The sequence below is a fragment of the Rhodococcus sp. P3_B8 genome, assembly GCF_056402775.1.
Map to the genome: position 1 here is coordinate 153,325 of NZ_JBFUGT010000008.1, position 11,594 is coordinate 164,918.

17 protein-coding genes are annotated in these 11,594 nt (G+C 66.0%); 9 read left to right on the top strand and 8 right to left on the bottom strand.

The window, feature by feature from the left end; all coding sequences use genetic code 11:
• The first annotated feature begins 51 nt into the window (after positions 1-51).
• The 3 genes from AC1D1G_RS05955 (at position 52) to AC1D1G_RS05965 (ending at position 1,441) form a co-directional block, all read left to right on the top strand.
• Entirely contained in the window at positions 52-795 is a 744-nt protein-coding gene (locus AC1D1G_RS05955; RefSeq protein WP_477951493.1) for an AzlC family ABC transporter permease, read from the top strand.
• A complete protein-coding gene (locus AC1D1G_RS05960; protein WP_280779484.1) occupies positions 788-1,117 on the top strand; it encodes a branched-chain amino acid transporter permease in 330 nt (109 codons plus the stop codon). The genes AC1D1G_RS05955 and AC1D1G_RS05960 overlap by 8 nt, the downstream gene beginning before the upstream one ends.
• A gap of 87 nt (positions 1,118-1,204) precedes the next feature.
• The gene (locus AC1D1G_RS05965; protein ID WP_005254663.1) at positions 1,205-1,441 is read left to right on the top strand and encodes a hypothetical protein; all 237 of its coding nucleotides are present in this window, start codon (positions 1,205-1,207) and stop codon (positions 1,439-1,441) included.
• A 58-nt stretch (positions 1,442-1,499) separates the two neighbouring features.
• Here the strand turns inward: AC1D1G_RS05965 and AC1D1G_RS05970 are convergent, their stop codons facing one another.
• The gene (locus AC1D1G_RS05970; protein ID WP_477951502.1) at positions 1,500-2,630 is read right to left on the bottom strand and encodes a helix-turn-helix transcriptional regulator; all 1,131 of its coding nucleotides are present in this window, start codon (positions 2,628-2,630) and stop codon (positions 1,500-1,502) included.
• Positions 2,631-2,732: 102 nt separating this feature from the next.
• Here AC1D1G_RS05970 and AC1D1G_RS05975 point away from each other — a divergent pair, with 102 nt between their 5' ends.
• Positions 2,733-3,203, top strand: a complete 471-nt coding sequence (locus tag AC1D1G_RS05975; RefSeq protein ID WP_477951494.1) for a grhN — start codon at positions 2,733-2,735, stop codon at positions 3,201-3,203.
• A gap of 11 nt (positions 3,204-3,214) precedes the next feature.
• Positions 3,215-4,018: an MBL fold metallo-hydrolase gene (locus tag AC1D1G_RS05980; RefSeq protein WP_477951495.1), complete on the top strand. Its 804-nt coding sequence runs from the start codon at positions 3,215-3,217 to the stop codon at positions 4,016-4,018.
• A 185-nt stretch (positions 4,019-4,203) separates the two neighbouring features.
• On the opposite strand, the gene AC1D1G_RS05985 is transcribed toward AC1D1G_RS05980, so the two are convergent.
• The 6 genes from AC1D1G_RS05985 to AC1D1G_RS06010 form a co-directional block, all read right to left on the bottom strand.
• Positions 4,204-4,851 carry a CG0192-related protein gene (locus AC1D1G_RS05985; protein ID WP_283333175.1) on the bottom strand — a complete coding sequence of 216 codons (648 nt, stop codon included), beginning with the start codon at positions 4,849-4,851 and terminating at the stop codon, positions 4,204-4,206.
• 53 nt (positions 4,852-4,904) lie between these two features.
• Positions 4,905-5,435, bottom strand: a complete 531-nt coding sequence (locus AC1D1G_RS05990; protein WP_283351009.1) for a pyridoxamine 5'-phosphate oxidase family protein — start codon at positions 5,433-5,435, stop codon at positions 4,905-4,907.
• A 113-nt stretch (positions 5,436-5,548) separates the two neighbouring features.
• A complete protein-coding gene (locus tag AC1D1G_RS05995; RefSeq protein WP_477951496.1) occupies positions 5,549-6,433 on the bottom strand; it encodes a carboxymuconolactone decarboxylase family protein in 885 nt (294 codons plus the stop codon).
• A complete protein-coding gene (locus tag AC1D1G_RS06000; protein WP_283351008.1) occupies positions 6,430-7,665 on the bottom strand; it encodes an RNA polymerase sigma factor in 1,236 nt (411 codons plus the stop codon). Before AC1D1G_RS06000 ends, AC1D1G_RS05995 begins: the two co-directional genes overlap by 4 nt.
• Entirely contained in the window at positions 7,662-8,039 is a 378-nt protein-coding gene (locus AC1D1G_RS06005) for a YciI family protein (protein WP_477951503.1), read from the bottom strand. Before AC1D1G_RS06005 ends, AC1D1G_RS06000 begins: the two co-directional genes overlap by 4 nt.
• 144 nt (positions 8,040-8,183) lie before the next feature.
• Entirely contained in the window at positions 8,184-8,891 is a 708-nt protein-coding gene (locus AC1D1G_RS06010) for a TetR/AcrR family transcriptional regulator C-terminal domain-containing protein (RefSeq protein WP_283333179.1), read from the bottom strand.
• A gap of 225 nt (positions 8,892-9,116) precedes the next feature.
• Between AC1D1G_RS06010 and AC1D1G_RS06015 the strand changes: the two genes are divergently transcribed.
• The 3 genes from AC1D1G_RS06015 to AC1D1G_RS06025 are packed head-to-tail and all read left to right on the top strand — an operon-like array spanning position 9,117 to position 10,763.
• Entirely contained in the window at positions 9,117-9,311 is a 195-nt protein-coding gene (locus AC1D1G_RS06015) for a CsbD family protein (RefSeq protein ID WP_280779476.1), read from the top strand.
• A 51-nt stretch (positions 9,312-9,362) separates the two neighbouring features.
• Positions 9,363-9,518 (top strand): DUF6131 family protein, encoded by a 156-nt coding sequence (locus tag AC1D1G_RS06020; protein ID WP_009476302.1) that lies wholly within the window; start codon positions 9,363-9,365, stop codon positions 9,516-9,518.
• Between the two features lie 42 nt (positions 9,519-9,560).
• The gene (locus AC1D1G_RS06025; RefSeq protein ID WP_477951497.1) at positions 9,561-10,763 is read left to right on the top strand and encodes a fatty acid desaturase family protein; all 1,203 of its coding nucleotides are present in this window, start codon (positions 9,561-9,563) and stop codon (positions 10,761-10,763) included.
• A gap of 40 nt (positions 10,764-10,803) precedes the next feature.
• Here the strand turns inward: AC1D1G_RS06025 and AC1D1G_RS06030 are convergent, their stop codons facing one another.
• Positions 10,804-11,442 (bottom strand): WhiB family transcriptional regulator, encoded by a 639-nt coding sequence (locus AC1D1G_RS06030; protein WP_477951498.1) that lies wholly within the window; start codon positions 11,440-11,442, stop codon positions 10,804-10,806.
• On the opposite strand from AC1D1G_RS06030, the gene AC1D1G_RS06035 reads away from it, so the two are divergent.
• The coding region (locus AC1D1G_RS06035) for an acyl-CoA dehydrogenase family protein (protein WP_477951499.1) at positions 11,387-11,594 on the top strand (208 nt) is incomplete at its 3' end. The genes AC1D1G_RS06030 and AC1D1G_RS06035 overlap by 56 nt on opposite strands.

Sequence of the window (11,594 nt, forward strand, 5' to 3'; positions counted from 1 at the left end):
GAATGGGCATTCTCTCGCAATCGCGCACCTGGATGGTTGCTATAGATTTGCGTGGTGATCGATCCAGCTACCCTCGCGACGACCGCAGTCGTCGACTCCGACCCCCGGCAGGCCCCGGAGTGGCGTCGCGCCCTACAGGCGTCGCTCCCCGTCGGAATCGGGCTGGTTCCGCTGGGGATCGCCCTCGGGGTGCTCGTCGTCCAGCAGGGGCTCAACCCGTGGTGGGCGATGGTCTTCACGTCGCTGATCTACGCCGGTTCCCTCGAATTCATCGCGGTCGGCATGGTGGCCGCGATGACGCCTCTCCCGTACATCGCGCTGACCGCGTTGCTGGTGAACTTCCGGCACGTGTTCTACGCCTTGAGCTTTCCCCTCGACAGGGTGAAGGGCCGGCTCGCCCGCTCCTACAGCATGTTCGCGCTGACCGACGAGGCGTACGCCATGACGGTCACCGGCGACCGGAAGTCGATGTCCGGCCGGGTGATCGTGTACTCGCAGTTGTATCTCCACGCGTACTGGATCGGTGGAGCGATGCTCGGAGCGACCGCGGCGCAATGGATCCCGGAGAACATCGTCGGCCTCGACTTCGCGTTGACCGCGCTGTTCGTCGTGCTGTCCATCGAGGCCATCCGGGCCCAGCGTGGTTTCGCGGTTCCCTCGATGGCCGTGATGTGCGCGCTGATCGCGCGACTCGTCGACCCCGAACACATGCTGCCGATAGCGATGGGCGCCTTCGTGAGCCTGCTCGTCATCCGCTACCTCGTCACCCGGCGAAAGGTGCGCACCGATGCCTGACGCCGGTTACATCCTCGCGGCCATCGCGATCATGGCGATCGTCACGTTCGCCCTGCGCGCCGTTCCCTTCGCGATCGTCATGCCGTTGCGCTCGTCCGCACTCGTCGGCTACCTCGGTGTCTACCTGCCCGCCGGGATCATGCTGATCCTGGTGGCGTACTCCCTGAAGAACGTGTCCGTCACCGCCCCGTCGCACGGGATCCCCGAACTGATCGCGGTGGCGGCGACGGCCGCGGTGCACCTGTGGCGCAAGAATGCGGTGCTCTCGATCGTCCTCGGGACCGGGCTGTACGTCGTCCTGATGAACTGGGTATTCGCCTGAGCCCGGCGCGCCTCACGTTTACGATGCAACCACACGGGTAGGCAGGAACCACAAGACAGTCGGCCGTTTCTCGGGAAGGACGCACTGATGAGTGAACAAGATGCACGCTCGGTGACCGGTGTTCGGGACAAGGACTACAACCTGATTTGGTTCGTCGAAGCGTCACTGAGCAACGCTCTGCGTCTGGAGGGCTACATCTCGGATGCCGACATGGACGGCGACGCCGAGTTGGCCGACTTCTTCCGCCGCGCCCAAGCCGTCAGCCGGAAGGGTGGCGATCTGGGCAAGGCCATGCTGGCCGCCCGCCTGAAGAAGGAACAGTAGGCCACCGGACTACGGCCCGGATCGGAACCCATCCGCCGGTGTAACCGGATTCCCGGGCTCAGCTGCTCTGTGTATGCCAGGGATCGCCGCGGACAGGCCTGCCCGCGGCGGTCCGCTTTTCGTTGTCGCGAAACCGCGGCTCGTAGTGATGGAAGAAGACCTTGCCGACCAGGTCGCGTCGGCTGTGCACGCCGGTCTTGTCGAAGATGCTCTTCAGATGTTGCTGCACGGTCTGTGCCGACACGTGTAGTTCGACGGAGATCTGCGAAGTCGACGCCCCCTGCAACACCATCGACGTGACCTCCTTCTCGCGCTCGGTCAGCCCGTACGCCGACATCAGCAGCGGATACAGGCGGCTCGGATGCGCCGGCTCCACGATCACCGCGATCCGCCGCCTGCCCGTCGACGTCAGGCATGCCCCATGCAGCACCAACCACGCCCCCGACCTCGACAGCACCCGCGAGATGGCCACGTCGCCCAGCCGGTCGCGGTCTTCCACATACCGCAATACACGACCGGCGAGAGTGATCACCGCGGCCGGCAACTCCCCCCGATCCCAGTCCCCGCCCGGCAGATCCACCATCCACCGGTCGACCCCGGGCGTCGCGGATTCGATGTTCCAGTTCTCGTCGAGGACGAGCAAACCCGGCGAATCGGCATACTCCGGTTCCTCGGCCTGCCCGTACAGCAGTGCGCGGCGGGCACCGCCCGCGAGGACCGGCGCTATCTCCTGCACGAACGACTTCTCGGTTTCCGAGAACATCGGCATCCCCTCGTCGCGATAGAGGCTCAGCGCTCCCCACGTTTCTCCCGAGCGCGTGCGTAACCGCGCAATCAGCTCCTGGTCGCCGCCGAGTGTCCGGTTCCGGCGCCAGCGCGGACTTCCCGACGGATCACCGTGCGCGGCTTCGTGCAACGTGGAAATCCCTTCGGCCGAACGCATTACGTCGGGGACGGACTGAACGTCGTCCTCGTAATACTCGGCGGCCAGCCATTCCCCGGGAAATTCGTCCATGCCGAAGTGATAGTGACTGGTCATCAGCATGGACACGGGGTCGAGAGTGAACCAGCACGGCGTCCAGTAATACGGGACGACACCGGCGACGACGTCCGACGCGTCCCGCCACAGCGACACCAGGCCGCGTGGTGCGGCGCACAATCGTGCGACCTTGTCTGCCGCGCACTGCACGGAATCCACGCTCACGAGTCAATCGTACGAGCGCGGATCGGCGCCGGAAATACCAGAATTGTGGAATGGTGCGCCCGCTCCATCGCTCCTAGCGTCGGTGACATGTCCAAAATCGATACCACGAATGTGCGGCTGAGCCCGCCGCCACCCCAATTGATGCGGCTGGTCAACCCGTTGGTCCGGCGGGTCCTCACGACCCGGTCACTGGGGCGGCGCATCCGGCGCCAAGGGCTGATCGAGTTCACCGGCCGTCGTACCGGGCGCACCCTGCGGGTGCCGGTGTGCCTGCACGACGTCGACGGTCAGACGCTCGTGTTCACCGAGCGTCCGTGGCGGAGCAACTTCGCCGACGGCGCACCCGTGACGGTCACCCACCGGGGCCGTGTCCGCCGGGGCCGGGCCCTGCTACTGGAGGCCACCCCCGCCGAGGCAGGCGCCGCATTCCGTGCCGCGCTCGACGACGGGGCCACCCCGTTCGAACTGGGCCTGAAGGTCCCGCGGGGATACGAGCCGACCGAAGCCGACCTGGCCACGATCGCCCGATCACTGATCCGCGTCGACTACGACGACTGAGGAGAGTTCCCATGCGTATCAACAATATCCGACGTGATATCACCGCTCTCAGTGACGAACTGGAAGTACCGGGGATCGGGCACCTACCGGTGAACGCGTACGTTCTCCACGCCGCCGAACCCGTCGTCGTCGACACCGGACTCAGCCTGCCCGGACGCGGCTTCATGGAAGCCCTGGGCTCGGTGCTCGATCCCGCGGATGTCGAGTGGATCTGGCTGACGCATCCGGACCGCGATCACACCGGCGCGTTGTTCGACTTGCTCGACGCGGCGCCGCGCGCCCGCCTGATCACGACCTTCGCGGGCGTAGGCATCATGTCCTGCGCACGGCCCGTCCCGATGGACCGGGTCTACCTGCTCAATCCGGGTCAATCCCTCGACGTCGGCGATCGGACACTGACGGCGCTACGGCCCCCGCTGTTCGACAATCCCAGCACCGTCGGCTTCTACGACGACCGCAGCGAGGCCTACTTCTCGTCGGATTGCTTCGGGGCGCCGATGGAGACCGCCGAACTCGCCACCGCCAACGACGTCGGGTACTCCACACCCAACGCCGTCCGTTCCGCGCAGCACCTGTGGGCCACCGTCGACAGTCCCTGGGTGCATCTGGTGGACGAGACGAAGTTCCTGCGCACCGTCGCCGCGCTCCGAGCGCTCGACCCGCGATGGATCCTCGGCACCCACCTCCCCCCGGCGGACGGACGCACCGCCGAGTTTCTGGACATGCTCGCCGAGGCACCGAAGTCAGACCCCTTCATCGGGCCCGACCAGGCCGCACTCGAGCAGATGCTGGCCGGATTCGAGCCTGTCGGGTGAGGTCCACCGCAGAACGAAAGCCGCCGGCACCACATGGTGCCGGCGGCTTCTGCGACGGTGCCGTCATATCGCCTCTCGGCAAGTGGTCGCTCTCGGCGACAATTTTAATGTGGTACCCGGGGTATGTCCGACACCGTCGACGGGTTCAACTGTACCGTCCTCGGAGATATTCCGCCCCTCCCGCGTCACACGTCGTGGTTCGCCGTCGGATGCGCGATCGCGAGCAGCGCCGGCGCACCTCGGCCCGGCCAGGTGCCCTCCAGAGTGTGCGAGCCGACAGGCGCGACCCGATCCGGATCGATCACCCGGAACACCCGCACGCCGATCCGGTCCGTCGTGATGACGGTGGTCGTTCCCTCATTCGCACAGTTCACGGCATCGACGACCGGCACGGTCGAGCCCGGTGAGCCGCTACCCGACACCTTGGTCGTCACCTTTCGGCGCTCGCCGGGTATGTCGAACTGGAGTTCCGCCTCGGTCCCTCCCGTCAGGATCGCCGTCACGAGCGCATTCGCGTACACCGGGTCGGCGCACGCGTCGTAGACCCAGCGCTCACCCAGCACGGAATGCTGCATCGTGGTGATCAGCGACGCCTCCGCACCGGCCATCGGGGCACCGCGATAGGTCACCGGCACCTGCACGACCTGCCCGTCCGCCGTCCGGACCAGGTGGGTTTCGATGCCGACCTCCCCGGCCGGATCGTCGAACCGGTACGCACCGACGACCTCGACGGACGACGCGTCGGCGGACCCGATCCAGGGCTGGCGCGGAACCCAGTCACCGAGCATCTCGGCCTTGGACGGGGACAGCTGAGCGTGATGGATGAGAGCCACGCGGCCGACGGTACCGCGTCACCCGCCGATCGGTGCCGGGTCGACAGTGCCGATCAGGACCGCGGCGCCGCGGTGAGCTTGGCGATGTCAGCGGCGTAGACGGTCATCCAGTGCGGATGCAGCCGGTAGTAGACCACGTCGTTGTCCCAGTCGAAGAAGTCTTCGCCGTAGAAGTCTGTGAAGTAGGCGAGCAGGTCCGGCCAGTCCGCGGCCGGCTCGCCGTCCTGGGGGTTGAGGATCTCCACCGTCCCGTGCGTGAACACACCCAGGTCCTCACCGCGCAGGTGCGCAGCACTGACGGCGGGACGGGCGGCGAGGTGGCGGGCCTTGGCGGCGCCGCGCGCCGTGCCGAAGTGCCACTTCCCGTGCAGGAAGTGCCCGTCGACACCGCTGATCCGCGGTTCGCCCTTCGTCGTGACGGTGGACAGGGCGAGGGTGCACATGCCGGTGACGATCTGGGTGAGCTGTTCTGCGGTCAGGGTGCTCTCGGTGTTGATGATGGAACGCAGATGTGCGGTGGAGCGGGACAGGGAGGCGTCGAGGAGGGTTTGGAGCTCGTCGAGCTCTTCTCGTGTTTCGCGCATGGAGGTCCTTGTCTGTGTCGATGTCGATCCGGGGCCCGGCGCCGAACGGTGAAACCATGCTCGCACCGAGACCCTGACATCCTGTGTCAGGTTTTTCCGTCGATCTGCTCGGTTCAGCTCGTGGACGTGTGTCCCAGTGCGGACATTCCGGCATCGAAACTCTCCAGGGCCGCGCCGACCGCCGCGGCGACGGTGACCTCGAAGACCTGATCCTCGTTTGGTCCGGCGGCGAGAAGTTTGTCGATGTCGCTGTCGGTGATCGTGTAGGAGGCGTCGCGGACCGCCGCCGCGTAAGCCTGCCACGGTTCGGGAAGCGGGTCGCCGGACGCGGCGGCGAGACGCAGGGCGGGGGCGGTGGTGGCAGGCCGGTGCAACACCGAGTGGCGGAGGTCGGCCACGGCATCGTCACTGCCGTCGGGTCTCGCGCCGTCGGCGAGCAGGAATCCGGGGAAGCGATAGCCGAATCGGTGCAGGCCGCGGGTACCGCTGTGCAACTGGCCTTCTCGGAGGGTGAAGCCGAACGCGTTGGCCAGGCGGTTGACGATGTTCCACACCAGGTTGACACGCAATGCCTCCACCAGCGCCTGTTCGGGCAGGTCGGCGACTCCGGCGGGGTCGGCACGGTCCGGCGTGCGGCTGATCGTGTCGAGGAACTCGCGGACGGCGCTCAGTGGGGGCCGTGCCGACGCGGGACGATCCGGGTCGATCTCACCGTGGCCGGCGATGCGGGTGAGTTCGGCGTGCGTGTCGATGCAGAACGGACAGCGGTGCAACTGCGCGGTGCACATCGCGAGGTACTCCCGTTCCGCGGCGGTCCAGTACGACGGCCCGCGCATCGCGTCGGCGGTGAGCTCCAACAGCGGACGGGTGAGGAAGCCCGGCCGGTACAGCAGGAGCTTCACGATGTCGGGGCTGTCCACGCGCGACATGGTGGACGTGAGCGTGAGGAACAGTTTGGTGCGTCGGCTGTGGCCGTGGTCGAGAATGGACAGTCTCATGGGGACTCCGTGAGGTCGAGTTCGAGCAGACGTCGGGCGAGGAATCGCCGGTCTGCGGGATTGCCGGCGAGTTCGTGTGCTCGCCGGTAGGCGATTGCCGCCTCCGTGGTGCGGCCGAGACGGCGCAAGAGATCGGCTCGTGCCGCATGAAGCAGGTGGTAGCGGTCGATTCCGTTGATTTCGTCGATCAGCGCGAGCCCCTCCTCCGGGCCGGTCGCCATTGCCGTGGCCACGGCGTGGTTCAACGCCACCACCGGTGACGGATCGACCGCGAGCAATTGGGTGTACAGGGCGGCGATGCCTGGCCAGTCCGTGTGATCGGTCGAAGCAGCCTGGGCGTGCAACGCGGCGATCGCGGCCTGCAATTGGTACGGACCCGGTCTGCCGAGGCGTAGCGCCCGGTCCAGTACGCCGATCGCTTCGGTGATCTCGGCGCGATCCCATCGTGAGCGGTCCTGATCCGACAGCAGCACCACGTCGCCGGCGGGATCGTAGCGGGCGGCGCGGTGCGAGTGTTGCAGCAGCAGCAACGCGACCAGTCCGAGCGCTTCGGGTTCGTCGGGCATGAGGGTGGCGACGAGCTCGGCGAGCCTGATCGCCTCCTCGCACAGCGTGCTCTGCTCGAGCCGACCGGGGGCGTAGCCCTGGGTGAAAATCAGGTACACCACCGCGAGAACGCCGGAAACCCGCTCGGGCAGTTGGTGATCGGCGGGCACATCCAGACTGATGCCGGCGTCGCGAATCTTGCGTTTCGCCCGCACCAAGCGCTGCGCCAGCGTCGACTCGCCGATCAGAAACATGCGGGCGATCTGCCCGGCGGTCAGCCCGGCCACGGCCTGCAGGGTCAGGGCGACCCGCGCGTCCTCGGCCAGGGCGGGATGACAGCACGCAAAGATCAGGCTCAACCGCTCATCACCCATGCGCAGCAGGCTGTCCTCACCGACGTCCGTCATCACCGTCACCACCCTGGACTGTTCACCCACCTGGGCGAGCTTCTCCCGGCCGAGCCGCGCCCGCCGCAGCCGGTCGACCGCGCTGTTGCGGGCCGCCGTGAGCAGCCAGGCCACTGGGTCGTTCGGTACGGTGTCGCCCCACTTGCGCAACGCGAGTGCACAAGCATCCTGCAGCGCATCCTCGGCGAGTTCGAAGTCGCCGAGCACGTGGATCAGAGCTGCGAGCATCCGGGCCCTGTGTTCCAGGTAGACCTGCTGCAGCCCCGGTTCGGCGTTCATTCGCCGACGACCGTCACATTCGCCGGACGGTGATCCAGGCCCGGCACATCGACGATGGGCCGCACCTCGATCGACCCCTGCTCGGCCAACGGGCACAAGGCGGCCAGCTCCAGGGCTTCGTCCAGATTGCGACAGTCGAGGACATAGGCGCCGCCGAGGTGTTCGTGGGTCTCGGCGAACGGGCCGTCGGTGATCAGCGTCCGACCGTCCCGAACGCTGACCGTGGTGGCGGTGTGCTCCGGCTGCAGCGGGTGCCCGGAGACGAAGACTCCGCGGCGGCGGCACTCGTCGGCGAATGCGTTCACCCGGGCCAGCGCCTCGGCGAAACCCGGATCGCCCGGTTCGGGCCGCTCACAGTTGTAGATCAACAGCATGTACTGCACAGGTCCTCCTCTCACCCGTGACAACTCGGCTGTAGAGAATGACGAACGAGCCAACCCTATCTCGACTTTTCGGCCCACTCGGTTTCGATGTCGATGCCCTCGACCGAACCGGCTCGACGTCCGAGCGCGTTCACATCACCGGGACGGAGGAGAGTCGGGCTGCGTCGACGTCGCGGTCAGGCCCGCGAGGAGGATGTCGACGCCACGTTCGAGTTCGGCGGCGCCGTCGTAGGACGCCAGCACCGGCGCCAGGCCCCGGATCAGAGGGAACTCGGCGATCGGCAGGCGGTGAAGGCCGAGGCGCAGAAGGTCGTCGGACTCGTCGGGACGCTCGACGAGTTCCTGCAGTTCGTTGAGGACGTGGCCGTAGAGGAAGCCGAACAATGCCCGATAGACGTGCAAGGCATCGGCGTCGGTGAAGCCCGCTTTGGTGAGCAGGGTCAGGATGTCCTCGAGTGGACGCAGGGTGCCGAGCGGCCTGAGCCCGAGCGGCGTCGACAGCGGCCGGGTGACCAATAGCGGGACCACCTGAGGATGAGCGAGGGCCAACCGGCGAAAGCCCCGCGCGACCTCCCGCAGCTGCGTCGCCCAGTCGCCGTCGTCGGTGTCGACCTCGAGTTCTTCGAGGACACGCTCGGCAACCCCGTCGAGCAGCGCGGCCTTGTTCGGGGCGTGGCGGTACAGGGTCATCGGGTCGCGGCCGAGTGCTTTGCCGAGGCGGCGCATGGACAGGCCGTCGATGCCGTCACCGTCGATGATCCCGAGCGCGCACTCTAGTATCCGCTCACGGGTGATCGGGCCATCGTCGGAGTGGATCGAACGACGCTCGGGCATCTTCGCCACCTTCCCTCGCGTTCAACTGTAGGCCTAAACCGTAGATCTACAGTGTTGACTTGCGACGGAATCCGGCGTTGACTTGATTATGCACCGTGGGCCACAGGAGGCCGTCATGATCGTCCGAGATCGTCGGAGGCGCAAGCGTGTTGAACTCCAGCGGCGACGCATTCCCGCTCACGTACGACGCCTGATCCGCACCCGCCGCGTAACCGAGAAACGAGAAGCATCGCCATGAGTATCGGGAAAAAGCTTCGGCACAAAGCTGAAACCGCTGAAGGCGCCGCCAAGAAGACCGTCGGGAAGGCGCTCGGAAACGAGCGCATGGAGGCAGAGGGACGTGCGCAGGAAGCCAAGGGCAAAGCCAAGCAAGCCGGCGACCAGATCAAGCAGGCAGGCCGGAAGATCAAAAGAATCTTCACACGCTGACCCTCCACACCAGTCCGAATCTCGAACCTCGTCCCGAAATCAGGCCTCATCATGATCATTCTCGGCATCATCCTCGCCATAGTCGGCTTGGTCCTCAGCGTCCCAGCGCTCCTGTACATCGGGATAGCGCTCATCATCATCGGAGTGGTGCTCGAGGTCATGGGGATGGCCGGGCACGCGGTCGCGGGCCGACGCCACTACTACTGACGCACAGCCGGTCCGGCGTGGGTCCGGAATCTGGAGTAGACCATGGCGATATCCGACATCAAGGAATATGCGCACCTCACAGCGGAGGACGTCGAGGCGCTCAGCACCGAACTCGACGCGATCAGGCGGGACATCACCGATTCACTCGGTGAGCGCGATGCCACCTACATCCACCGCACGATCGCCTTCCAGCGCGGGTTGGATGCCGCTGCGCGGCTGGTGATCCACGCAAGCCGGACGCGCGTCGGATGGGCACTCGGGACCACGGCTCTCGCCGTGGCCAAGAGTGTGGAGAACATGGAGATCGGGCACAACGTGTCTCACGGCCAGTGGGACTGGATGAACGACCCGGAAATCCACTCCAGCACCTGGGAGTGGGACATGGCGGGCCTGTCGTCCCAGTGGCAGTACTCCCACAACTATCGCCACCATGTGTTCAGCAACGTGATCGGGATGGACGACGACCTCGGATTCGGCGTCATCCGCATCACCCGCGACCAGCCGTGGAAACCGGACAACCTGCTACAACCGCTGCGGAACCTGTTGCTGGCGGCCACGTTCGAATGGGGCATCGCCCTGCACGGGTTGTATTCCGAACAGGAGCGCGCCGGCACCGCCGCCGAGAAGTCCGGCCACACCCGAGCACTGATCGGCAAGATCGTCCGGCAGACCGGCAAGGATTACGTCCTCTTTCCCGTCCTCAGCGGGCGGCGGTGGCGACGGACGCTGAAGGCGAACCTCACCGCCAACCTACTGCGTAACCTGTGGGCCTACGTCGTGATCTTCTGCGGACATTTCCCGGACGGCGCAGAGAAGTTCACCCCCACCGAACTGGAAAACGAGACCCGGGCGGAATGGTATCTACGCCAGATGCTCGGCACCGCCAACTTCCGAGCCGGCCCGGTGCTCGCATTCCTCAGCGGCAACCTCTGCTACCAGATCGAGCACCACCTGTTCCCGGACCTCCCCAGCAACCGCTACCCGGAAATCGCGACGCGGGTCCGCGTACTGTGCGAGAAGTACGATCTGCCCTACACCACCGGTTCGCTTGCCAGGCAATACCTTTTGACCCTGCGCACCATCCACAAGTTGGCACTCCCGGACCGGTTTCTGTCCGCGACCGCCGACGATGCTCCCGAGACCGCGTCCGAACTGAAATTCCGCACCGCATCCATCACGCCCGCCGACGGAGCCACCGGGCGCCGCACAGGACTCCGCACCGCGCTGCGCGCGCACCGCCGATGAGCCGATACGGACGAGCGGTGACGCCGCGGGTATTTCGCCGTCATGAACGGTATCGACCGAGTCGGGGTGGTCGAAGATACCGGCGGTCCTTCTCCGTCGTGCCACCCCAGACGCCGAACTGCTCACCGGTGATCAATGCGTGATTTCGGCACTCGGTCAGCACCGGGCAGGGCTCGCAGACATGCTTTGCGGCTCGTTCTCGCCGAATGCGTGCGCCCTGCCCTTCCCCCTCACACGGAAAGAAGAGCTCTGTGTCCGTGGACCGGCAACGCCCGTGCATCCGCCAGTCCCAGTTCGACGCGGAGGGCGCAACCGGCCGGAGTTCGAACCTGTGCTGAGACATCATGGTCGCCTCTTTCGTGAGAAACGGTGTTCGCTCGACGCGAGGTGTTGGCGACCGCTGGGGTACTTGCATCCCTTCGGTATGTGAAGGGACGGTAAATACGGCCATTAGGTCGGCCGACGCCTGTAGTCGCGTTTCTAGCCCCTGAACAGCAGAGATGTTGCCGATCCGGACTAGATGGTGGCACCGATCGCGGGTGAATGTCAATGCGAGGCTTGACGGAAGCATACATATCCGAGAATATGGCCGTACAAATATTGTGCGAGTGCGAGGTGGAGTGATGGGCAAGCTGAACGAGGAAGAGGCGTACCTGGTCGAGACGGTGCGCGCCTTCATCGACCGCGACGTGAAGCCGACGGTGCAGGCGGTGGAGCACGCCAACGAGTACCCCGAGAAGTGGATCGAGCAGATGAAGCAGATCGGGATCTACGGTCTGGCGGTTCCGGAGGAGTACGGCGGATCACCGGTGTCGATGCCCTGTTATGCGC

Coding starts and splice junctions, on each gene's coding strand:
- AC1D1G_RS06020 (WP_009476302.1), top strand. CDS start 9,363: ATGATCATTCTCGGCATCATCCTCGCCATAGTCGGCTTGGTCCTCAGC.
- AC1D1G_RS06025 (WP_477951497.1), top strand. CDS start 9,561: ATGGCGATATCCGACATCAAGGAATATGCGCACCTCACAGCGGAGGAC.
- AC1D1G_RS06030 (WP_477951498.1), bottom strand. CDS start 11,442: ATGAAGGCGCGCACCGTCTCGACCAGGTACGCCTCTTCCTCGTTCAGC.
- AC1D1G_RS05980 (WP_477951495.1), top strand. CDS start 3,215: ATGCGTATCAACAATATCCGACGTGATATCACCGCTCTCAGTGACGAA.
- AC1D1G_RS05975 (WP_477951494.1), top strand. CDS start 2,733: ATGTCCAAAATCGATACCACGAATGTGCGGCTGAGCCCGCCGCCACCC.
- AC1D1G_RS06005 (WP_477951503.1), bottom strand. CDS start 8,039: ATGCTGTTGATCTACAACTGTGAGCGGCCCGAACCGGGCGATCCGGGT.
- AC1D1G_RS06000 (WP_283351008.1), bottom strand. CDS start 7,665: ATGAACGCCGAACCGGGGCTGCAGCAGGTCTACCTGGAACACAGGGCC.
- AC1D1G_RS05990 (WP_283351009.1), bottom strand. CDS start 5,435: ATGCGCGAAACACGAGAAGAGCTCGACGAGCTCCAAACCCTCCTCGAC.
- AC1D1G_RS05995 (WP_477951496.1), bottom strand. CDS start 6,433: ATGAGACTGTCCATTCTCGACCACGGCCACAGCCGACGCACCAAACTG.
- AC1D1G_RS05965 (WP_005254663.1), top strand. CDS start 1,205: ATGAGTGAACAAGATGCACGCTCGGTGACCGGTGTTCGGGACAAGGAC.
- AC1D1G_RS05960 (WP_280779484.1), top strand. CDS start 788: ATGCCTGACGCCGGTTACATCCTCGCGGCCATCGCGATCATGGCGATC.
- AC1D1G_RS06015 (WP_280779476.1), top strand. CDS start 9,117: ATGAGTATCGGGAAAAAGCTTCGGCACAAAGCTGAAACCGCTGAAGGC.